The sequence below is a fragment of the Streptosporangium album genome (assembly GCF_014203795.1).
Taxonomy (GTDB): Bacteria; Actinomycetota; Actinomycetes; order Streptosporangiales; family Streptosporangiaceae; genus Streptosporangium; species Streptosporangium album.
Genome location: NZ_JACHJU010000003.1, coordinates 854,864 through 876,077 on the forward strand (window position 1 = coordinate 854,864; position 21,214 = coordinate 876,077).

The window sequence follows — 21,214 nt, forward strand, 5'->3', positions numbered from 1 at the left end:
ACACCTCGCGCGAGATAAAGTAATAGCGGTCTTGACCGTAATTTAGCCAGGAGGCTTCAGTGGGGATCCTCATCGGGGTGGTCGGCCCCCACGATCTGGTCGACGACGTGGCGGCCACCTGCGAGGAGCAGCCGGGAGTGAGCACGCTGCGGCTCGACTACGACCACGAGTCGCAGGCGCCCACGATCGTCGAGGCGCACGCGGGCGCGGTGGAGGGCTGGCTGTTCACCGGCATCGTGCCGCACATGCTCGCGCACGAGGCCGACGTCCTCACGCGCCCCGCCGCGTTCGTCGACTATTCGGGCGCGACCCTGCTCAGCGCCCTCGTACGGCTCCAGCACCAGGGCCACGACGTCACCCGCCTGTCCATCGACACCCTGTCGAGCGCCGACGTGACCGCCACGTTCGCCGAAGCCGGTCTGCCCACCGACGAGTTGCGGGTGCTCCCCTGGCGCAGCGGCCTGACCTCGCAGTCGGCCACCGCCTTCCACCGCCGGGGCGGCGAGCACGCCGTGATCACCTGTCTCAGCTCGGTGCACGAGGCGTTGCGCGACAAGCTCCCGGTGCTGCGCCTGGCGCCGTCGGTGCACTCGGTCCGCGTCGCCCTGCGTCAGCTCATGCTGTCGGCAGAGGGCCAGGCACAGGAGGACGCGCAGATCGCGCTGGGCCTGATCGAGCTCGACGGCGAGGAGGGCCTGCTGCGCGAGGCGACCGCGCTGGGCGGCACGCTCGCGGCCTTCCGCGGCGGCACCCACCTGCTGGTCACCACCCGCGGCCCGCTGCACGACGCGACGGGCGGCTTCTCCTGCCTGCCGATGCTGTCGCGGCTGGCTGCCTACAGCCGGGTCGTGCGGGCCGGGTTCGGCCTGGGCCGCAGCGCCGCCGAAGCCGAGAGCCTGGCCCGCAGGGCGCTGGCCAGGGCCAGGCGCATCGGCGACGTGGCGGCGGTGCTGTCGCTGCGGGCCGACACCGACGTCGTGCTGGAGTCGGTCGCCGCGCCCCCCGCCAGCGAGACGAACCTGCCGGTCCTGGCCCGCCGGGTGGGCCTGTCGGTGGCGACCCTGGAGAGGCTGCTGGAGGCGCGGGCGACGGCGGGCGACCAGCCGCTGACCACCCGCGAGATCGCCGAGCGGCTCGCGGTGCAGCAGCGCACGGCCCGCCGGATGCTGCACCGCCTGGAGCTGGCCGGGCTGGCCGAACGGACCGGCAACCTCACCAGCGGTTCCAGCGGCCGCCCGCTGACGCTCTACCGCCTGACCCTTTAACGCAACCACCGGTCCAGTCCCTCGGCGACGAACTCGTCGTCGCGTAGCCACGGATAGGCCGCCCAGATCCGGTCGATCTCGGCAAGCTGCCCGGGGGAGAGCTCCTCCTCCCGATCCAGGCACCAGCGCCCGGCCAGCAACCCCTGACGGCGCAGCACCTCGTGGATACCGGGGATACAGCCCCGGAAGCCGTGCTCGGCGTCGAAGATGGCGGCGTTGGCGTCGGTCAGGTGCCCGTCGAGGGTGAGCAGCCTGCGCACGGCCGCGTCGTCGCCGCCGCGGGCCCGCCGCGCTTCGTCGAGCAGCTCGACAGCCCGCTTCACCCACACCGCCCACTGGCCGAGCAGGCCGCCGACGAACTCGACGTCGACCTCCTCGCCGTCCACGACGACGCGGTGCGAGGTGATCAGGTCCGACAGGATGTGGTCGTCGTTGCCGGTGTAGAGCGCCACCTCACGGGCGCGCCCGGCCCTGACCACGCCGTGCAGCACGTCCAGCGTCCGGTAGCGGTTGAACGGGGCGACCTTGATGCCGACGACCGAGTCGATCGAGGCCAGGCGCGTCCAGTAGTCGCGGGTCAGCGTCCGGCCGCCGACGGCGGGCTGCAGGTAGAAGCCGATGACCGGCGACACCTCCCCCACCGCGCGGGTCCGCTCGATGAGCTGGTCCTCGTCCAGGTCGCGGTGTGGGCTCAGCAGCACCATGTGGTAGCCGAGCGAGGCCGCCAGCTCCGCCTCCGCCACCGCCTGCGCGGTGCTCCCGGTCGCGCCCGCCACCAGCACCACTTCGCGCTCGTAGTCGCGGGTGGTCTCGGCGGCCAGCTCCAGCACGGGAGGCAGCAGACCGGTGCCGTGGATCGCGAACTGGGTGGTGTGCACCCCGACGGCCAGGCCGCCCGCCCCCGCCTCGACGTAGTAGCGGGTCAGCGCCCGCTGCCGCCGCTCGTCGAGCCGCCGGTCCTCGGTCAGTGCCAGCGGGTGCGCCGGGATGACCGTGCCCTTGCGGAACAGGTCGTGGACGGAACCCTGTCTCCCAGGTGCCGTGCTGAGCACGTGCGTTCCCCTTTCGCCCTCGTCGATGTGGTCAGAACGCGCCGTCACGGCGCTCGAACTTGGTGGGCTTGCCCAGCAGCGGCCCCCCGTCACCCACCCAGCGGGCGGTGTGCTCGACCAGTTCGGCGAGCGTGAGGTCGGGGTAGCCGAACAGACCGTGGCAGCGCGAGGCGTTGGACAGCAGCGCCGTGGGGGCCTCCTCACCGGTGAAGACCGGCTCCCTGCCCAGCCGGCGGCCGAGGTCGACGGCGGCCTGCCGTACCGAGACCAGCTCGGGTCCGGTCACGTTGAGCACGTACGGCGGGTCGGAGGCCAGCAGCAGCGAGCGGAGCGTCACCTCGTTGGCGTAGCCCTGCCAGACCACGTTCGCCTGGCCGGTGGTCAGGTCGATGGGCTGCCCGGCGACGATCTTCTGCGCGAGGTCGACCAGCACGCCATAGCGCATCTCGACGGCGTAGTTGAGCCGGATCAGCGCGGTCGGCGTGCCGCGCTCCGCCGCGAAATGAGTGAGTACACGCTCGCGGCCCAGGCAGCTCATGGCGTAGTCGCCGACCGGCCCGGTGCGCGAGTCCTCGGTGGAACCGCCGGAGGTGACCGGGACGAGCGGGTAGACGTTGCCCGTCGACAGTGCGGCGATCCGGCTGCCCGAGAACCGGTCGGCCACCCGGCCCGGCAGGTAGGCGTTGGTGAACCAGGTGGCGTGCTCGCGCCCCTCGGTGCCGAACTTGGCACCGACGAGGAAGACCACATTGGGCGCGTCGGGCAGCTCCCGCAGCGCGTTCTCGTCGGCGATGTCGGCCGCCACGACCGTGGCGCCCTCGTCGCCGAGCGCCTGCGCCAGGCCCGGCTCCGAGAAGCGCGACACCGCGATGACGCGCTTGCCGCCTCCGGCCGCCCTGATCCCGTTCAGTGCCAGGCGGACGAGGCTGGGGCCCAGCTTGCCGCCGGCGCCGAGCACCATGATGTCGCCGTCGAGCTTGCCCAGATCCTCGACCAGCCCGTCACGGGGGCGTGACAGGCGCTCTTCCAGCTCTGCGATGGTCCGCACGCGGAACTCCTCACTCTCATTTACGGTCCAGACCGTAACTGGATGAGAGTTCGACTGTCAACGTCCGCCCGGACATGCCGGGCGGACGGGATCCTAGGCACAGGCCTCGCGAGCGGCCACCAGCGTGCCGAGCACGGCCCTGGTCTGCTCCCAGGGCACCGGGCTCGGGGCGCCGCCCACCATGGCCAGGAACGCCTCCACGACGCCCCGATAGCCCAGCCCGAAGAGGGGGTCGGAGCCGGGCTCCACCACGGCCTCGCGGGTGCCGGCGCGCGTGTGGACGCTGACCGTGTAGGACTCCTCGTCGGTGACCCCGACGACCTCCACGGCACCGACGACGCCGCTGTCCCAGGCGAGCGCCATGACGCCGGTGTCCTCGGACTTCAGCGCGGTGTAGGAGCGGGTGGCGGCGGCCGCCCCGGCCAGCCTCACGGCGGGGCCGAGAAGAGCGACCAGCAGCTCCACGCCGTGCACGCCCATCGTCACCATCGTGCCGCCGCCCACGGCCGGATCGTCCTGCCACGGGTTGTGGCCGCCCGCCCACAGGCCCACGTCGTGCCGTACGGTGGCCCGCACCGAGAGCACCTCCCCGAGGTCCTCGGCCCCCAGGGCGGTGAAGGCCGGAGCGAAGCGCAGCACCGAGGTGGACAACACCAGCTCGGGCCGCGCGGAGGCCAGCGCGTCGACGGCGGCGAGCTGGGCGGCGGTCGCGGCGGCCGGCTTGTTGACGAAACACGGCAGGTCCGCCGCCAGCACCGGGGCGAGCGCGGAGGCCACCTCCGGGTTGGGCACGGTCAGCACCACCCCGTCGGGGCGGGCGGCGAGCAGATCGTCCAGCCCGGCGGCGACCTCGGCTGTGGGGTGCTCCTCGACGAAGCGGGCCAGCCGGGCCTGGTCCTCCTCCCACACCATGAGGTCGGCGTGGGAGGCGAGGGTGCGGGCGTCGGTGTAGGGGTGGCTGGTGGCCAGCCCGGCGATGGCGATGCGCACGACGTTCTCCTCGTCGGTGAAGGGGCTACCGACCGTACACCTCACCTGTGGAGCACGGGCGTGGGCCGTAGCCGACCGGTGGTGTCCGGCCCGCCGGAGGATCGGCGGCTCAGTGATCAGGTCCGAAGGCCGCGCGGATGCGGAGGGCGTAGGACTCGGCCTCGGTGGGGTCGTCGTATCTGGTGCGGGGCCAGAAGAAACCGCGCAGGCCGTCCTTGCGGTTGCGGGGGACGACGTGGACGTGCAGGTGCGGGACGCTCTGGCTGATCCGGTTGTTCATCGCCACGAACGTGCCGCCCGCCTCCAGCCCCTGTTCGACGGCGGCGGCGACGGACCTGACCCGTTCGAAGAACGGCCCGACCGCCTCCGCCGGCAGATCGGGGAGCGTCTCGACGTGGGCCCTGGGTGCCACCAGGACGTGACCCTTGAAGACCGGCCTCGTGTCCAGGAAGGCCACGGCCACATCGTCGGAGAGCACCGTGTGGCCCGGCTGCTCCCCCGCTCCGATGGCACAGAACAGGCATTCTCCGGCTGGCATCACATCAGGATAGGAGACGGCGGGCGGCGCGGATGATCGCCTCGTCGACCATCCGGCCGCGGGCGTCGGTGACGACTCCGGTCCCGGCGGCCTCGAACCGGGCGATCAGGTCGCGGGCCTGGCCGAGCTCCTCCTCGGTGGGCGTGAAGACCTCGTTGACCACGGACACCTGGGCGGGATGGACGCAGGTGCGGCCCCGGAAGCCCAGGCGTTTCAGTGCGAGGGTGGAGGCGCGGAGGGCCTCCAGGTCGCGGAAGTCGGTGCTGATCGGGGCGAGCGGCGGGGCGAGCCGGGCGGCCGCGGAGGCCAGGACGACCTGGGAGCGGGCCCAGAGCAGCTCGCGCTCGTCGGGACCGGTCTCGACTCCGAGATCGGCGCGGAGGTCGGCCTCGCCGATCTGCAGGCGCAGGACGCGGGGTGCCCGGGCGATCTCCGGCGCCGACAGGACGGCCCCGGCGCTCTCCAGCAGGGGGCAGACCGCGATCGAGCCGCCGGGCAGCCCCTCGGCGGCTTCGGCGGCGGTCAGCACCGCGTCCACGGCCTCCAACTCGGCGGCGGACTCGGTCTTGGCCACGCAGACCCCCCGCACCCCCTGTACGGCGACCGCGTGCAGATCCTCGTGGCCCGCCTCCCCCGGATTCACCCGGACGTAGATCTCCGGGCCGCCGGGGCGCGGCGCGCGTAACCACTCGGCCACGGCGGTGCGGGCCGCGGCCTTGTGCGCCGGCAGGACCGCGTCCTCCAGGTCGACGATCAGGGCGTCGGAGCCACGGCCGAGTGCTTTGGCGAGTTTGTCGGGCTGGTCGCCCGGGACGTAGAGCGCGGATCGGATCACCGTCCGACCCTAGCGCCACCTCTCACCAGCCCACCTTGGCGGTACCGGAGATGAGAGAGCGGGCGATGACCATCCGCTGGATGTCGTTGGTCCCCTCGCCGATGGCCATCAGGGGCGCGTCACGGTAGAGGCGTTCGAGGACGAACTCCTGGGAGTAGCCGTAGCCGCCGTGGATCCGCATGGCCTCCAGGGTGGTCCGCAGTGCGACCTCCGAGGCGAAGTACTTGGCCATGGCGGCCTCGGAGTTCACCGCACCGCTCTCCGAGCGGGTCGCCGCCCAGTAGGTGAGCAGCCTGGCCGCCTGGATGTCGGTGGCCATGTCGGCGATCTTGAGCTGGATGGCCTGGAAGTCGGCGATGGGCTGCCCGAACGCGTGGCGCTCGCGCGAGTAGGTCAGCGCGGCGTCGTAGGCGCACTGGGAGACGCCGACCGCGCGGGCGGCGATGTTGACCCGGCCGAGCTCCAGGGCCGACAGCGCCTGCTGCATGCCCCGCCCCTCCACCCCGCCGAGCAGCCGCGACGCCGGGACGCGGACGTTCTCCAGCACGATCTCGCAGGTCTCGGTGCCCTTGTACCCGAGTTTGGGCAGGTCCCGGCTGACGGTGTAGCCCGGGGTGCCGGGCTCGACCAGGATGAGGGACATGCCGCGGTGCGCGGGTTCGGTGACGGAGGTCTTGACCAGGACGGGCATCGGGTCGGCGTGGCGGGCGTTGGTGATCCACGTCTTGGTGCCGTTGATCACGTAGTGGTCGCCGTCGCGGACCGCCCGGGTCTGGATGCCCTGCAGGTCGGTGCCCGCCGCGGGCTCCGTCAGCGCGATGCCGGTACGGCGGGCACCGGTGGCCAGGTCGGGCAGGTAGGTCTCGCGCTGCTCCTCGGTGCCGTGCTGGGCGATCATCCAGGCGGCCAGCGAGTGGGAGCCGAGCACCCCGGCCACGCCCATCCACCCGCGTGCTATCTCCTCGAAGACCAGCGCGAACGACACCCGGTCCAGTGCCAGCCCGCCGTACTCCTCCGGGACCGTCATCCCGAACAGCCCCATCTCCTTGAACCGCTCGACGATCTCGGTGGGGTAGCGGCCCTCCCGCTCCCACTCGGAGGCGACCGGCACGATCTCCTTGTCCACGAACTCCCTGAGGGTCCGGCGGAACAGCCGCTGTTCGTCGTTCAGCTCGAAATCCACCACGGGGTCCTTTCGAACACGGCGGGCCGGCGGCCACCGGAGCGAGGAGGGTCGAGGGTCCGGCCGGCGCCGGCCGGGCGGGACGCGGCCGTCATGCCGTCAGCGGCCCGGTCTTGGCCTGCGGGAAGTATCCCTTGTCATGGGGGGCGTCGCGGCGGTAGACCATCACCGAGCGGCGCCAGGACATGATCTCGTCACCGTCCTGGTTGAGGCCGCGCGTCCGGCAGGTGACGATCCCGGCGTAGGGCCGCGACTTGGACTCGCGCTTGTCCACCACGATCGACTCGGCGTAGAGGGTGTCGCCCAGGAACACCGGGTGGGTCAGCTTGATCTCGTCCCAGCCGAGGTTCATCAGCGCGGTCTGGCTGACGTCGATCACCGAGATGCCGAGGACGATCGCCACGGTCAGCCCCGAGTTGACGATGATCTTCCCGACCGGCGCGCGCTCGGCGAAGTGGGCGTTGAAGTGGTTCTGGTTGGTGTTCATCGTCAGGAGGGTGAACCACGTGTTGTCGGCCTCGCTGATCGTGCGGCCGAGCGGGTGCTGATAGACGTCGCCGACGACGAAGTCCTCGTAGTACCGGCCGAGGCCGGGTTCGTGCACGGTCACGGATCTCTCCCTGGACGACAGGATCTTGACGTTAACGGTGTGATGTTTTGAGGGTCAACGGGCCTTCCTGGCCGTTCCAGGGCGGGTATGGACGCGAGACCCGATCCACCGGGTGGGAACCGGCAGGAACTCGAGAGGCTCAAGAACCGGCTCCGCTATTCGGACAGACATCACTTTCATAACACACTGCCGCATTCCCCAACGGCCCCCACACCATCCGGCTGGACGGCACGACGAACCGCGTCTACGGGGTCAGCCGCAGCCCGTCCATCGCGAAGCGCAGAAAGCGATCGGCCTGCTCCTCCGGCATCTGCTCACGGGCCCAGGCGGCGGCGTTCATCAGCGCGGACACGTCCGCCGCTGTCGCATCGTGGCGGATGACGCCCGCTGCGTGGGCGTTCGCGATCAGCCGTTCACCGATGACGTTCATCCGCACGCAGGACGCGTGCAACTCCGACGCCTCGTCATCAAGGCCTTCCATCAGCATGGCGACCAGCCCGCGGTACACGGCGGCGTGTTCCACGACCGCGTGCACCCAGGCGGCGAGCGCCTCCGCCGCCGAAGGGTGGGTGAGCAACCTGTCGCCGATTTCGAAGAGGGCGTCATTGCGGTCCCGGAGCAGTGCGCCGACCAGCGCGCGACGGTTGGGGAAGTGCCCGTAGAGCGTGCCGATCGCGACTCCGGCCTGCCGGGCGATGTTCTCCAGCGACGCGTCGGTGCCCTTCTCACGGAAGGCGGAGTCGGCTTCGGCCAGAAGACGTTCGTAGTTCCGTCGCGCGTCGGCACGGGGCCGCCGCTGCGGGCGAGTTGTGTTCACGCATACGTCCCTTGCTAATTCGAGGCTACCTCGCTATATATTTACCGAGACTGCCTCATTTTATCCCTCACCGGCACGGCGGACGCGCGTCCGCGTCACCCCGTCATGAGCAGGAGGACTATAAATGATCTTGATAACCGGCGCCACCGGATCCATCGGCAGGTATCTCGTGCGGCGTCTTCGGCAGGATCAGGCGCCCTTCAAAGCGCTGGTCCGTGACGAGAGCAAGGGCAGGGCGCCGGGCTGTGACTTCGTCGTCGGCGATTTCGACGATGCCGGCTCCATCGCCGCGGCGCTTAAGGGAGTCGACCGTCTGTTCCTGAACGCCGCCGGCGCCCAACCGGTGTCGTCGAACGCGTGAGACACGCCCTGCCCCGCCGGTTCCGGCTACCGGCAGGCGTCGGAGACGGGCCAGTAGCATTCACGGTGATCGGCATTCCCGAGATCGCGAGGAGATGGCCCGGTGGATCTGGTCCCCTACGACGAGTGGCGGGCAGGCGCCGTCGATCCCGCGTTCAGCGAGTGGCTGCGCTCGCTGAGCGAGCCGGAGTGGACGGCGGTGGTGACCCATCCGTTCGCCGCGTCGATCACCCGGGGTGACGTCGCGGACGACGACATGCGCCGCTATCTCCTCCAGGACTTTCAGTTCGTCGACTCCTTCACCGCGCTGCTCGGTGCGGCCGTGGCCAGCGCCGACAGCTTCGAGTCACGGGTGCCGTTCGGCCGGTTCCTGGGCGAGACCGCCACGACCGAGGAGAAGACCTACTTCCACCGCGCGCTGGCCGCCCTCGGCGCCGCCCCGGAAGATCTGGCCGCCCCGCGGCTCGAACCGGTGACGGCCGACTTCCTCGCCCTGATGGACGAGGCCAGGACCAGCCTGGACTACCCGCTCATCCTCGCGGTGCTGTGTGTGGCGGAGTGGAGCTACCTCGGCTGGGCGAGCCTGGCCGAGGAGCCGCTCCCGGACACCTTCGTCCACCGCGAGTGGATCGCCCTGCACGAGGGGCCGGTGTTCCGGGCGTGGGTGGGGTTCCTCCGCGGCGAGCTCGACCGCCTCGGCCCCCGGCTGGGCGGGGAGGAGCAGCTCCGCGTGCTCGACTTCTTCCGCCGCGCCGTACGGCTGGAGCTGCGCTTCTTCGACATGGCCACCGGCGCCTAACCTCGCGCGAACCCCGGGAGGGGGCCGGGACGGTAGACCCTCTCGGGGCCGGTCTGGGCGGCGGGGATCTCGTCGTCGGGGGCGTAGAGACGGATCTGGAGGCCGTCGGGGTCGGGGAAGCCCATGGCATGACCGGCGGAGGCCCTGATGACCGGGCTGTGCGGGATACCGAGGGCGTCGAGGTGGGCGGTCCAGGCGTCGAGGCCCTCCCGGGTGGTCTGGAGGGCGAAGGGGTCGGCGCCGGAGAGAGCCGTGGCGAGGACGGGGTCCTCGCGGAGGGCGAGCTGGACGTCTGTGCCGGGAAGGTCGAAGGCCATCCCTCTGACCACGCCGTCGCCGTCCTCGAACCTGGTGCGCAGCCGGAGACGGAAGACCTGCTCGTACCAGGCGTGGCTCCTGGCCAGGTCCTTCACCCAGATCTTGACATGGTGCACACCGCTCACCGCGGCATCCATGACGGTCTCCTTCACGATTTCACCGTCGTGGTGACGGTCCTGACGAAGCGGTAGTTGCAGAACTTCTCGCGGGACTTCTCCCGGTCGAGGTGCCGGGCGGACTCCTCCTTGTTCAGCCCGTCGAAGCTGTCGAAGCCGAGCTTGGCCACGGCGGCTCCCGTCGCCTTACGGGGGAGGCGGGCGGTGAGCACGATCCTGCCCTGGTGCGGGAGCCGGTCACGGGTGTCACACCAAACGCCGTCGGCGTGCTTGCCGCAGGTGAAGGTGGCCAGCCGCTTTCCGTCCTCGCCGAGGAGCACGGCCCCGGTCGGACCCTTGGCCCCTTGGGGGAACCTGCCGCCCACCCAGAAGGAACCCCAGTAGGGGGCGAAGGAGGGCGTCCAGGTCATGGAGTAGTCCAGGACGTAGGTGACGCGCCCGCCCGGGGAGGCGTGGGGGGTGCCCTTGGCCACCACGTCGATGGCGATCAGGGCGTCACGCCCGCACTTCCTGACGGTGTTGAGGCAGGTGGCCTCGGCGGGACCGATCGGGGACAGGGCGGCTGCGATGAGGGCCAGGCCTACGGAGATACCGAGAGCACGGCGCATGAGACCTCCTGGGTTTCCTGCCGGAGTGAACGCTACCTCTGCCGCGACGCCGCCGCCCCGGAAGTTTCGCAATTCCGGCATTGATCTCAACGTCCCGGCTGCCGGAACGGTTCACGGAGGCTCGGGCAGGGGTCTCACCGGGGTGAGCGCGGGTGTTCGGCAGGCGGACGGGGGTTCCGCCGGGACGGCTCGGCAGGTGTTCCGCGGAGAGGTTTCACCGGCATTCCCCAAGAATTCCATGGGAATTGCGTGGGAATTGCGTGGAAGAAAGCTCCCGGGCGAGCGGAAAGGAGGGGGTCCGCCGCTCGCCCGGGAGGCGGTCAGATTACCCCGCCCACCTGCCGGACCGCTCCTGGCGGGGCGGCCGGCGGACGAGGGCGTTGTCCGGGCCCCGGCTGACGTGGGAAGACCCGGCGGCGCCGTCGCCGCCAGGCTGCCTGCCCCCCTTTACCGGACGCCGGAGGCGGCTCCGGAGGAGGGCGCCTACTTCTTCCTGCCGCGCCGCATCATCCGGAAGACGACGAGGGCGAGCGCGGCGACTGCCGCGACTGCCGCGAAGACCGCCACCGGACGCTTGCCCGCCTCGGTCCTGACCTTCTCCGCCGCGTCCTTGATGTCGACGGGGGTGACCTCCTTGACCCGGCCCACAACCTCCGGGGCGGCCGCCTTCACCCGTTCCACCATCTCGGTGGCGGTGCCGGCCGTGGCCGCCCCCGCCCGGCGGATGCCCTCGCCCACCTGGGTGGCCGTCTCCTGGACGCGGCCCTTCACGTCGGTCTTGTGCACCAGAGCCTCCACGGTGTCGCCTAGTTCGCGACGGTCGTTCTCGATGTCCCGCCGCACGGATTCCCTGCTCGCCTTCTTGGTGTCCGTCGTGCCGCCGTCCTGCCCGCCGGTGCCGGCGCGGGCGCCACCGGCGGCGCCCGCGACGACCTCGCCGGCGTCGGTCCTGTCCACCTGCCGGGGTGTCCCGTCGCGGTCGGACGGCGGGACGCCGAGGTCGGCGGTGGGAGTGCCGCCGGCCACGTCCGGCGCGTTGGGCGGGATGTTCAGCGATTCGCGCTCGTCCGGCGCCACGGGCTCACCGACCTCTTTCCTGCGCGAGCCGGTGGTCCCGGCGGCCCCGCTCTCGAGGTCGGGCGCGCCCGGATCGCTCTCAGTCATCTAACCCCTCCATCGTGGAGCCCCCCGGGACTGGGCCCTGGGGAGGAAGTCAACGGTGTGCCCTCTCCTTGACCGCGTCGATGTCGTGCCTGATGCTCTCGATGGTCCGCGCGGGAGCCGGTGGGGCGGCCTCGGCCACCTGATGCTTGCCCAGGAACCCGAGAACGGCTGCCACGATCAGGAGGACGACGCCCACGATCGCCGCCGCGACCCAGGCCGGCATCGCCGGGGCGAGAAGCAGGATCACGGCTGCCACCAGCGCGCCGCCCCCGTACAGGGCGACGACGCCCGCACCGCCGAACAGTCCCGCCCCCTTCCCCGCGTGCCTCCCCTTCTCGGCGAGCTCCATCCTGGCCAGGCGGAGCTCGTCCCTGACGAGGCGTGAGACCTCCTCCGACATCTGCCTGATCAGTACGGCCGTGGACAGACCGTCCTTGGGATTACCGGTCATGGCGTGCCTCCTCCCTACAGGTCCCTACACGAGAAGGCGTCTACCCTCACTGGCCAGGGCAAACCTCCGCGCGAGGCAACGGTCGGGGGCGGCGGCACGCTCTCGCCCACGTCCTTCGGGCGCTGCGCCGCGGGGGTCGGCGATCCCTCTCGAAAAGGCCGGAGGCACGGGGTGCCGCCGTGGCACACGGCACGGCAAACCACTCCCCAATTCTCTCCCCCGGCGCCGGGGCCGGGCCGCACCTCGGTCTCCTCCAGCGCGGCGCGGCCGCCGCACACCGGGCAGAGGCCGTCGCGGTCGATCCGCGTGCCGCACGCCGCCGCGGGCACACTCCCCTCCTGGGCCTCGCCGGCCAGGCCTCCTGGACCCGGATCGCGCTCGGCCTGGCCGTCGCCGGGACCGACGGCGCCCTGCTGGTCTGCGCCGCGGTGGCGGCCGCCGCGGGCGGCGGAGTCCTGCTCCTCACCCGCCCCTCCTGACCCCTGCCCCTCAGCGCGGCGCGGGGGTCATCTGTCCTGCCGGAAGACGGTCACCAGCACCCGCAGCGCCAGGATCGCGCTGATCACCAGGAGGTTGTAGCCGATGAGCTGGTGCAGGCTCACCCCGGGGGTGAGCTGGAGGCCGTTGTCGGTGCCGAGCAGCAGCACGGCCATGATGCCCGTGGTGGCCGCCAGCACGGTGATCAGCACCTGGTGGAGCAGCCCGGTGATGTGCCGCCGGTCGCGCTCGTCGGCGAACAGGCGCACGTTCAGGCTGAAGCGGCCGTGCTCGGCGGCGCCGGCGATCCGCTCGATCCGGCGGGGCAGGCGGCGCAGCATGGGCAGCAGGCTGAGCGCCTCCTGCTCGACCGCCTGCCGCAGGCGGATGGGAGTGCTCTCCTCCTGGAGGTGACGGGCCGAGAACGCCCGCGCCTCGGCCATGATGTCGAACCCGGGAGCCAGCCGGGCGAGCGTGCCCTCGACGGTGGCCAGTGCCCGGAACACCGCGGCCACCTCGGGCGGGACGGAGAGGCCGTGGGCGGAGACGATCCGGAACAGCCGGCCGAACATCTGCATGTCCGGGGCGACCCCGGTGACCACGTGCCTGGCCATGAACCGGCCGAGCTCGCGCTCCAGCTCGTTCTCGTCGATCTCGTCGGGCCGTGACACGACCTCCAGCAGCGCGTCGCTCACCCCGAGCGGGCCCCCCCGGTCCATCGCACCCAGCAGGCGCTGCAGAGCGGCGCGCAGCGCGCCGTCGAGCCGCCCCACCGAGCCGAAGTCGAGCAGCGCCAGCCGCCCGTCGGCCAGCAGCATGATGTTGCCCGGGTGCGGGTCGGCGTGGAACACGCCGTGCAGCATGATCTGGCGGAGCAGCGTGTCGAGCAGGGTCCTGGCGAGCTCCCGCCGGTCCCGCCCTTCCGGTACGGCGGAGCCGAGCGCGGCCCCCTCCAGGCGCTCCATGACGAGCACCCGCCGCCCGGAAAGCTCCGGGTACGGCACCGGCACGTGGACCGGCTCCCCCGCTGAGGCCGCTGCCACGGCGGCCATGTTGGCGGTCTCGATCCGGAAGTCGAGCTCCTCGCGCAGTGCCTCGGCGAACCCCCTGGACAGATCTCCGACACCGAACGCGCGGCCCCACCGGGTGCGCCGCTCCAGCGTCCGGGCGAGGCGGGCGACGATGTCGAGGTCCTGCTCGACCACGGCGGCGATCCCCGGGCGCTGGACCTTGACCACCACCTCCTCGCCCGTCTTCAGCCGGGCGCGGTAGACCTGCGCGATCGAGGCCGCGGCGAGCGGCTCCCGCTCGAAGTCCGCGAACGTCTCCGCCACCGGCCCGCCGAGCTCGGCCACCAGCACCGGCTCGATCTCCGCCCACGGCGCCGAGGCCACCCTGTCCTGCAGCAGCCGCAGCTCCTCGACGAACTCCACCGGCAGCAGGTCGCCCCGGGTGGACAGGATCTGCCCGAGTTTCACGAACGTGACCCCGGCGTCGTCGAGCGCCTCGCGCAGCGACCTGGCCAGCCGGACCCTGCTGGAGGGCGCGCCCAGATCGGGGGCGCGGCCGCGCAGGTAGGGGCCGAGGCCGTGCCGTACGAGGATACGGGTGATCTGCAGATAGCGGCGGGAGCGGACCATGCGGCCTCGCAGCCCCCTGACCAGCTCCACCGGCCCCGGCAGCGATCCCGGCGGCACCAGCGCCTCGGCGATCACCAGGAACACCATCCCGGCGAGCAGCGAGCAGACCGCGGCGAGGATGAGGAACCACAGCGGCGTGATGCCGGGGTCGTCCGGGTCCACCATGCCGATGAACGACCTCATGAGCGGTCCGGCGATCCCGAGGACGAGCGCTGCGGCCAGCAGCGTGCGGATGGTCCCGAAGCGCAGGTCGAGCAGCCGTCGCGCGATCAGCGTGAATCCGGCCACCGCCACCGCGATGGTGATCACCAGGATCCCGGTCATCAGAAGGTCCACTCGCATCACACCTGTTCCGCCGGCAAAAGTGCTGGCGGACAGACTAGGTCATCCGTGCGAAAGCGTGTGGAGATGAACTTCCACCGTCTCGTCTCCCTCATCCCACGACGGCTCGGTGAGCAGCCTGGTCAGCGCGAACCCGCCCTTCTGCGCGACCCGGCAGGAGGCGGGGTTCTCCGCCGCGTGCCGAAGATCCAGCCGGGACAGGTCGAGGCAGGCGAACGCCCACCGTGCGACCGCGCCCACCGCGTGGCCGGCCACGCCCCGGCCGCGCGCCCCGGCCAGGATCCAGTAGCCGACCTCCCCTGCCCCGTCACCGGGGGTCCTGAGCCTGATGTGCCCCAGCACCTCGCCGGTCGTCGCGTCCGTGATCGCGAACGAGGCCGACGAGCCGTCCGCCCATCCCGCGGTCCGGTCGGCGATCCACGTCCTCGCGTCGGGCTCCTCCGGGGTGCGGGTCGCCCACCGGCGGATCTCCGGGTCACGTAGCGCCTCCGCCACCACCTCGGCGTCGGCCGGGCGCCACGGCCGGAGATGGAGCCTTCCTGCGGTGATCTCCATGGGTTCCACGTCCGCCGAGCGTACCCGCCGCCGGCGGCTCCAGGCTCCGGTCCGGAATCGCATCATGATCGTAGATACTCGGGCACGTAAGGGTGGCGAAAAAGTAGAGGTACACGGGAGCATGAGACCCTTGCCCTACTTCGATGCACGATGAGAAGGGCGGCACGCGGGAGATGGCACAGATCGTCGGTGGCGGACGCCCGGTCAACGACGCCGAGCGACGGGTCATCGCCCATCTGCGAGACAACGCGCCCAGCGACTGGCTGCTGCTGCACAACATCGAGGTGCCGCGCGGCGACGACACCTTCGAGGTCGACGTCATCGTCTTGACCGGCCATTCGCTCTGCGTCATCGACGTCAAGGGCACGCGGGGCCGGATCGAGGTCTCCGGAGCCCGCTGGTTCCCGGCGCGACGGGACGCGTTCCGCTCTCCGGTGGCCAAACTCCGCGGCAACGGGCGCGCCCTCAAGGGACTGCTCACCCAGGAACGCCGCGAGCTGGAGCGGGTCTACGTCGACAGTGTCGTCGTGCTGACCGGGCCGGACGCCGAGCTGGTCGACCCGGCCGGCCGCGACTCACGGCACGTCACCGACCTGCGCGGCCTGATCGGCACGCTGAGCAACGTCTCTCGTGTCAGACGCGGCTACACCCCGGACGCCACGCCGTACCGCACGCCGATCCTGGAGGCCCTGAACGGCAGCGTACGGCGCTCCACCGCGCCGCCCCGGTTCGGCAACTGGGAGGTGGAGGAGCAGCTCGGCGGCGACAACCGGGTCACCGAGTATCGCGCGATCAACGCGACGGTCCCGGGCAGCGAGACGGTTCTGCTCCGGGTGTACCGGGCCGACCCGCTGGCCGAGGAGAAGCCGCGCGCGGCCGAGCGGCGGCTGATCGCCAACGCCTACCAGTCCCTCACCCGGATCCCCCCGCACCCGTGCGTCGTGCGTTCCCGCGACTTCTTCGCGATCGACGACGAGAGCCGGTTCGTGCTGGTCCTCGACGACGTGCACGGCCAGGCGCTGCACCTGCACCTGACCTCCTCCCGGCGGACGCTGTCCACCCGCGCCATGCTCGACGTGGTCGAGGACATGCTGCTGGGTCTGGCCCACGTCCACGCCAACAACGTCATCCACCGCGCGCTCAGCCCGGCCTGTGTCCTGGTGACCGAGGACGGCCGGGCGATGCTGACGGGATTCGACTACGCCAAACCGGGCCCCCGGGCGCACACCGTGGCCAACGAGCTCCCCAACGTCCTCGACACCCACTACGTGGCCCCCGAGTGCCAGGTCAGTCCCGAGCGGATGACGGCCGCCTCCGACGTGTACGCGGCCGGGGTGATCGCCTTCCACCTGCTGGCCGGTGAACTGCCCCCGGCGAGCCCGGACGCCGAGACAGCCGTGGACGGCGTGCCGGCCGAGGTCATGGAACTGCTGCGGCGCATGCGCGACCACACGCCCGCCAAGCGTCCGAGCGCGGCGGAGACCCTGGGCGCCCTGCGGCGGGCACGCGAGGGGCTCGCGACGGAGCGGGAGCCCGTGCTGCTCGACAGGCTCCGGGGCAGGTTCCGGCGGAGGTCCGGGCGGCAGCCGTGAAGGCGGATCAGAGGTTCGACGAAGTAGAGGTGTGACGGTGAGGCCGACGACGGCCACGAGGAGCGGGTGGCGACCCGCCTGACCGCCGGGGGCGGGGACGGAAGGCGGCGGTCCCCGGGTGAACGCTCACCCGGGGACCGCCGCCTTGGGTCGTCTTCTCAGTGCCTGGGCCCGCCGGAACGGAAGCGGTTCATGAACTCGCGCAGCCGGCGCTGGTTGCGCGGGTCGCGGGCCATCCCCTTGGCCTTCTCGAGGTTCCGCTGTCCCTGCGGGCTGCTCAGATAACTCCGGATCCGGTCAACCATGGATGCCATGTCGTCCTCCCACCCTCTCGGAACCACCGCTACCCCCGGAGCCCGGCTCCAATCAGGGCCCGGCGAGAAGCCGGGTCAGGAGTCGACGAAGTCGTTCGGGACCATCACGCGCAGGCCGTTGGGGACGGTCCGGATCGTGATGGGGGTCGTCAGGCGGACCTCGCCGTCGACGTCGGCCGACAGCGGGGGGTCGGTCTCCAGGAGCATCTCCCTGCCGACCACGAAGGGCCCGCCCGCCAGGCTGCGCCAGCGGCCGCCGGCGGCGCGGACCAGGGTCTCCCCCAGCAACCTCAGGCGCTTGCCCGAACCGAGCTGGTAGGCGACCAGCCGGCCGTTGTCGATGCTGATGTCCCTGGCCACCTGCCAGCCGCCGTGGAAGCGGCCGTTGGCGATGTTGAGCTGGTGGGTGAGCAGCTCGTGGCGCTTGCCGTCGACCGTGATGAAGGCGCGGAACGGCTGGTGGCGCGGGAGGATCGTCAGGGCGGTGAGGGGGTAGGCGGCGCGGCCGAGGATGCGCTTGAGCCAGGGCCTGACCTTGCCGGCCACCTCGACGGAGACGCCGAAGCTGGCCAGGTTGGCGAATTCCCGGTCCCCGGCTATACCCAGGTCGATGTCGGCGACCTTGCCGGTGCGCAGCACCTGGATCGCGCCGCGCAGGTCGAGCGGGAGGCCGAGGCTGCGGGCGAAGTTGTTGGTCGTCCCCAGGGGCAGCACGCCGAGGGCGACGTCGCGGTGGGCGACGTGCTTGACGGCGGCGCTGAGCGTGCCGTCACCGCCGCCCACGACGAGCAGGTCGGGCCGGGCGTCCAGGGCCTCCTCCAGCGTGGCACGGAGGCGCCTGGGGTCGTCCAGGGGGTACAGACGGATCGGCTCGAGTCCCTCGGCCTGGAGCGCGCGGACCACCTCCGGGTAGAGGCGGCGGCCGCGGCGCGACCGCGTGTTGACCACCACGCAGAGCCGGCCTCCGGTCCGGACGGCCTCGGTGTGCTCGGCCTTGCTGCGAAGCTCTCCCACGCTGCCCCTCTTCGGTCGGTTCTCCTTACGCAAAGAGTAGGGCCCCGCCGTCTGCGGACGGCGGGGCCCACTGGCCGGTGAGCCGGGACTATTTCTTGGGCGGGGTCACGTAGACGATCGCGCCGAGGTTGCCCGGGAGCGGGGTGAGCAGCCGGAACTTGACGCCCAGCGCCTTGCCCTCGTCGCCGGGGTTGCCGGTGCCGAGGACGTGGCCGTTGCCGAGGTCGGTGCCGTACAGCTCGGTGGCGGGGGTGCCGTCGACGTTGACGACCCGGGTGCTGTAGGGCTGGTCGCCCTTGGACGGGACGACCACCGAGGCGTCGAAGTCGCGGTAGCCGAGCGCCCCGTTACGGACCTCCATGCCCGGGTACCAGGTCTTGGCGTCGGTGAACTCGGGGACGCCGGACTGCGCGCCGATCTTGGTGCAGTACTCGCTGAACGGCTCGCCCGCCGCCTCCACGCACTCGGTGAAGGGGTAGGTCTTGCCGAAGGAGAAGGCCGCGTTGCCGGTCTGGACGCGTCCCTGCAGGTTGTCCCTGAGCTCGCCGTCCTTCTCCGCCGCCACACCGGTACGGCGGAGCGGTTCGTAGTGCGAGTCGACGAGGAGCAGACTCCCCTTGGAGCCGATGCTCGGCGCCAGTTCGAGGTTGTTGACCAGTGAGTTGTTGGTGAAGGTCGAGTCGCGATACCAGACCAGCAGGCCGGGCGCGTTGTACTTGAACTTCTCGACCTTCCAGGCGCTGTCACGGGAGTAGTTCGTGTCGTAGGCGTACTGCAGGCCCTTGTCGAAGCCGTCGAAGTTGCGCCACTCGGCGAGGTAGAACCGCGAGACCTCCCGCTGGCCGTCGTTGACGATCCAGCCCTGGCCGTGGGTGTTGGTGAAGGTGCCGCTGCTCGGCGTCCAGCCGTTGAGGCCGCCCTCGACGTCGTCGCTCCAGACGGTCTGGGTGCCGTTGGTGAGCGCGAGGTCGTCGGCGTGCCAGCCGCGCGGGGTGAAGGCCGCGTCGGTGTCGTAGACCAGCCGGAGCTTGACGGTCTTGCCCGCGAACGGGGTCAGGTCGACGTAGTCGTGCCGCCAGCCGTCGGTGTTGCCGGTGAGGCCGTACTTCCTGTTGCCGAACTTGGCGAGGTTCTTGTTCGGGTCATCGTAGGAGTCGTCGGTCGAGACCAGGGCGCCGCCCTCGGTGTAGACCTTCTGCTGGGTGTAGGTCGCGCCGCCGTCGGCGGAGACCTCGACGAAGCCGAAGTCCCAGTCCTGCTCGATCTCGTAGTTGTTCCAGAGCCAGAACTTCACGTCGGTCCCGGCGGGGACCTGGACCTCACGCGTGACCTTGGAGTCGCCCCACTCCTGGTCGAGGTTGGACCAGAGCGCCTTGGTGCCGCTGTGCGGCTTGACCATCTCCAGGGGGGCGCTGTCCAGGTTGACCCGGACACCGTCCTCGGTGAGCTTGGGCGTGCGGGAGGACTGGCCCACCGTCACCGCGCGGGCGTGGTCACCGGGGTTGAAGACCTTGGGGTTGGCCCAGCCGAGGATCCACTTGTCCCACAGGCCCATGTGGGTCGGCATCGACTGGAAGATCGGCCCGCTGTGCGAGCCGCTGGACATCAGGTCCCAGAAGTCGACGGCCGAGGAGCCCTGGCCGCTGGTGTCGTAGAGGTCCGGCAGGCCGAGGTCGTGGCCGTACTCGTGGGCGAAGACGCCGACGCCGGAGTCCTCGGGCTGCACGATGTAGTTGGAGATCTTCACGTTCTTGCCGGGGACCTGGTAGCCGCCCGCCACCGCGCTGGAGTGGGCCCAGATCGAGTAGGTGCCCTCGGCCCCGCCGTCGGAGGACTTGTCCTTGCCTGCGTGGACGAGCACCAGGTGGTCGACCACCCCGTCGGGCTCGGCGAAGTTGCCGTCACCGTCGGAGTCGGCGACGTCCTCGACGTCGTAGTCGGCCCAGGGGAAGGCCGGGTCGGCGGCGGCCAGGGAGTTCACCGCGTCGATGGCGAGCTGGCCGGGGCCGAGCGGGTTGCTCGGGTGGCCGGACATGTCCTGGATCTCCTTGCCGCAGGCGCGCGCGCCGTAGTAGGCCTCGGAGTGCGGAACCTTGATCCACGGGCTCGCCTGCCCGGTGACGGTGTAGGCGCCCTTGGACATCTCCTCGTACATGTTCTTCATGGTGTGCTTGGAGATGTCGATGCCCTTGCGGCCGTCCCGGGGGTCGGTCAGGTCGGGGCGGACACGCTGGGTGATGCCTTCGGAGCTGTAGAGCATCTTGTTGAAGTGCTCGGGGCTGAAGTCGGGCACCCAGAAGCTGTTGTTGTCCTTGTGCGACAGCAAGGCCGGGTCGGGGATCTTGTTGTGCAGCGGGCCGTTGAGCAAGGTGCCCGCCGGCTCGGTGACGCACGTGTCGTCGGTCACGCTCGCCGGGCGGACAAACCCGGAGAAGTCATCGTTGGCCTTGTCGTTGAACTCCACCAGCAAGGTGAGCAGTTTGGCGGACTTGGCGGTCTTGGCCTTCTTGAACAGGAAGTCGGCGGGGTTGAGGCCGCTCCGGATCGCCTCGGCCTCCCGGGCGGCCAGCACCCGGGCGGCGGCGGGGTTGCCGCCGGAGAACTTCTGCTCGATCTTCCGGGAGGGGCTGACCTTGCGCGCCTTGGAGTCGGGCACGGCGGGGTCGTGGACCTCCGGCTCGTCCCTGGGGGGCGCGTAGTTGATGTAGTAGTCGGCCGCGGTCGGCTGATACCGCGCGGCCGAGGTGTCGGCCTCCGCCGACGTACCGCCTATCGCCAGCCCCGTGGCGGCCAGGCCGACCACGGGCACCATCGCGAGAAGGCGCCTGCGAGCGCCTCTGCCTCTGCTGGACAACGCATACCCTCCCTGCCCGGGTTCGCCGGGCGCGGACGCTCTTGGCGTGTCTGATGCACGCGCCGAGCCGGAGGCTAGACGAGAAGGTAAAGCAGAAGTAAAGGCACCCCATGATGTTGCAAAACTGTAATTATCACTCTTTATAAGAAAATGATGATGATTTCCACTCCGGGCACGCCGGAGAACGCTCCACAGCAGCTAGGAGCGGCGCACGTGCCGGACGGGGTGGCGGGAAGGCCTCCGGAACGCGGAGGCCGCCCGGCGCGCGGCGC

Annotated in this window: 22 protein-coding genes; 5 read left to right on the forward strand and 17 right to left on the reverse strand. The window is 71.0% G+C overall.

What is annotated here, in order from left to right:
* The first annotated feature begins 59 nt into the window (after positions 1 to 59).
* A complete protein-coding gene (locus FHR32_RS33845) occupies positions 60 to 1,265 on the forward strand; it encodes a response regulator (RefSeq protein WP_184758554.1) in 1,206 nt (401 codons plus the stop codon).
* Here the strand turns inward: FHR32_RS33845 and FHR32_RS33850 are convergent.
* From FHR32_RS33850 to FHR32_RS33885, 8 genes are all read right to left on the reverse strand, one after another.
* On the reverse strand, positions 1,262 to 2,365 hold the full coding sequence (locus tag FHR32_RS33850) for a dihydrodipicolinate synthase family protein (RefSeq protein WP_312882820.1): 1,104 nt from the start codon (positions 2,363 to 2,365) through the stop codon (positions 1,262 to 1,264). The genes FHR32_RS33845 and FHR32_RS33850 overlap by 4 nt on opposite strands.
* Complete coding sequence (locus FHR32_RS33855; RefSeq protein WP_184758555.1) at positions 2,349 to 3,365, reverse strand: NAD-dependent epimerase/dehydratase family protein; 1,017 nt, start codon at positions 3,363 to 3,365, stop codon at positions 2,349 to 2,351. The genes FHR32_RS33850 and FHR32_RS33855 overlap by 17 nt, the downstream gene beginning before the upstream one ends.
* A gap of 93 nt (positions 3,366 to 3,458) precedes the next feature.
* The gene (locus FHR32_RS33860) at positions 3,459 to 4,355 is read right to left on the reverse strand and encodes a Gfo/Idh/MocA family protein (protein ID WP_184758556.1); all 897 of its coding nucleotides are present in this window, start codon (positions 4,353 to 4,355) and stop codon (positions 3,459 to 3,461) included.
* A gap of 109 nt (positions 4,356 to 4,464) precedes the next feature.
* Positions 4,465 to 4,893, reverse strand: a complete 429-nt coding sequence (locus FHR32_RS33865; protein ID WP_184758557.1) for an HIT family protein — start codon at positions 4,891 to 4,893, stop codon at positions 4,465 to 4,467.
* A 4-nt stretch (positions 4,894 to 4,897) separates the two neighbouring features.
* On the reverse strand, positions 4,898 to 5,728 hold the full coding sequence (locus FHR32_RS33870) for an HpcH/HpaI aldolase/citrate lyase family protein (RefSeq protein ID WP_312882821.1): 831 nt from the start codon (positions 5,726 to 5,728) through the stop codon (positions 4,898 to 4,900).
* Between the two features lie 22 nt (positions 5,729 to 5,750).
* A complete protein-coding gene (locus FHR32_RS33875) occupies positions 5,751 to 6,911 on the reverse strand; it encodes an acyl-CoA dehydrogenase family protein (protein ID WP_184758558.1) in 1,161 nt (386 codons plus the stop codon).
* Between the two features lie 91 nt (positions 6,912 to 7,002).
* Positions 7,003 to 7,521 carry a MaoC family dehydratase gene (locus FHR32_RS33880; RefSeq protein ID WP_184758559.1) on the reverse strand — a complete coding sequence of 173 codons (519 nt, stop codon included), beginning with the start codon at positions 7,519 to 7,521 and terminating at the stop codon, positions 7,003 to 7,005.
* 244 nt (positions 7,522 to 7,765) lie between these two features.
* Positions 7,766 to 8,338 (reverse strand): TetR/AcrR family transcriptional regulator, encoded by a 573-nt coding sequence (locus FHR32_RS33885; RefSeq protein WP_184758560.1) that lies wholly within the window; start codon positions 8,336 to 8,338, stop codon positions 7,766 to 7,768.
* 124 nt (positions 8,339 to 8,462) lie between these two features.
* Here FHR32_RS33885 and FHR32_RS33890 point away from each other — a divergent pair, with 124 nt between their 5' ends.
* Both FHR32_RS33890 and FHR32_RS33895 read left to right on the forward strand, forming a co-directional pair.
* A complete protein-coding gene (locus FHR32_RS33890) occupies positions 8,463 to 8,699 on the forward strand; it encodes an SDR family oxidoreductase (RefSeq protein WP_184758561.1) in 237 nt (78 codons plus the stop codon).
* 102 nt (positions 8,700 to 8,801) lie between these two features.
* Entirely contained in the window at positions 8,802 to 9,497 is a 696-nt protein-coding gene (locus FHR32_RS33895) for a TenA family protein (RefSeq protein ID WP_184758562.1), read from the forward strand.
* Here FHR32_RS33895 and FHR32_RS33900 read toward each other — a convergent pair.
* From FHR32_RS33900 to FHR32_RS33915, 4 genes are all read right to left on the reverse strand, one after another.
* Positions 9,494 to 9,952 carry a VOC family protein gene (locus tag FHR32_RS33900; protein WP_184758563.1) on the reverse strand — a complete coding sequence of 153 codons (459 nt, stop codon included), beginning with the start codon at positions 9,950 to 9,952 and terminating at the stop codon, positions 9,494 to 9,496. The genes FHR32_RS33895 and FHR32_RS33900 overlap by 4 nt on opposite strands.
* Before the next feature lie 11 nt (positions 9,953 to 9,963).
* Positions 9,964 to 10,539, reverse strand: a complete 576-nt coding sequence (locus tag FHR32_RS33905; RefSeq protein WP_184758564.1) for a thioredoxin domain-containing protein — start codon at positions 10,537 to 10,539, stop codon at positions 9,964 to 9,966.
* Positions 10,540 to 11,022: 483 nt separating this feature from the next.
* Complete coding sequence (locus FHR32_RS33910; protein WP_184758565.1) at positions 11,023 to 11,703, reverse strand: DUF3618 domain-containing protein; 681 nt, start codon at positions 11,701 to 11,703, stop codon at positions 11,023 to 11,025.
* Positions 11,704 to 11,752: 49 nt separating this feature from the next.
* The gene (locus FHR32_RS33915; RefSeq protein WP_184758566.1) at positions 11,753 to 12,154 is read right to left on the reverse strand and encodes a phage holin family protein; all 402 of its coding nucleotides are present in this window, start codon (positions 12,152 to 12,154) and stop codon (positions 11,753 to 11,755) included.
* A 179-nt stretch (positions 12,155 to 12,333) separates the two neighbouring features.
* On the opposite strand from FHR32_RS33915, the gene FHR32_RS33920 reads away from it, so the two are divergent.
* Positions 12,334 to 12,633 (forward strand): hypothetical protein, encoded by a 300-nt coding sequence (locus FHR32_RS33920; RefSeq protein WP_184758567.1) that lies wholly within the window; start codon positions 12,334 to 12,336, stop codon positions 12,631 to 12,633.
* Positions 12,634 to 12,660: 27 nt separating this feature from the next.
* Here FHR32_RS33920 and FHR32_RS33925 read toward each other — a convergent pair whose 3' ends face one another.
* Together FHR32_RS33925 and FHR32_RS33930 are read right to left on the reverse strand one after the other, a co-directional pair.
* Positions 12,661 to 14,613, reverse strand: a complete 1,953-nt coding sequence (locus FHR32_RS33925; protein ID WP_184758568.1) for an ABC1 kinase family protein — start codon at positions 14,611 to 14,613, stop codon at positions 12,661 to 12,663.
* 42 nt (positions 14,614 to 14,655) lie between these two features.
* Complete coding sequence (locus FHR32_RS33930; RefSeq protein WP_246468199.1) at positions 14,656 to 15,168, reverse strand: GNAT family N-acetyltransferase; 513 nt, start codon at positions 15,166 to 15,168, stop codon at positions 14,656 to 14,658.
* A 143-nt stretch (positions 15,169 to 15,311) separates the two neighbouring features.
* Here FHR32_RS33930 and mads6 point away from each other — a divergent pair, with 143 nt between their 5' ends.
* Entirely contained in the window at positions 15,312 to 16,760 is a 1,449-nt protein-coding gene (gene mads6, locus FHR32_RS33935) for a methylation-associated defense system protein kinase MAD6 (protein ID WP_246468088.1), read from the forward strand.
* Positions 16,761 to 16,918: 158 nt separating this feature from the next.
* Here the strand turns inward: mads6 and FHR32_RS33940 are convergent, their stop codons facing one another.
* The 3 genes from FHR32_RS33940 to FHR32_RS33950 all read right to left on the reverse strand — a co-directional run bounded on the left by FHR32_RS33940 (position 16,919) and on the right by FHR32_RS33950 (position 20,900).
* Positions 16,919 to 17,074 carry a hypothetical protein gene (locus tag FHR32_RS33940; protein WP_184758570.1) on the reverse strand — a complete coding sequence of 52 codons (156 nt, stop codon included), beginning with the start codon at positions 17,072 to 17,074 and terminating at the stop codon, positions 16,919 to 16,921.
* A 75-nt stretch (positions 17,075 to 17,149) separates the two neighbouring features.
* On the reverse strand, positions 17,150 to 18,088 hold the full coding sequence (locus tag FHR32_RS33945) for a diacylglycerol/lipid kinase family protein (RefSeq protein WP_184758571.1): 939 nt from the start codon (positions 18,086 to 18,088) through the stop codon (positions 17,150 to 17,152).
* 88 nt (positions 18,089 to 18,176) lie between these two features.
* Positions 18,177 to 20,900, reverse strand: a complete 2,724-nt coding sequence (locus tag FHR32_RS33950) for an immune inhibitor A domain-containing protein (protein ID WP_184758572.1) — start codon at positions 20,898 to 20,900, stop codon at positions 18,177 to 18,179.
* Positions 20,901 to 21,214 lie beyond the last annotated feature (314 nt).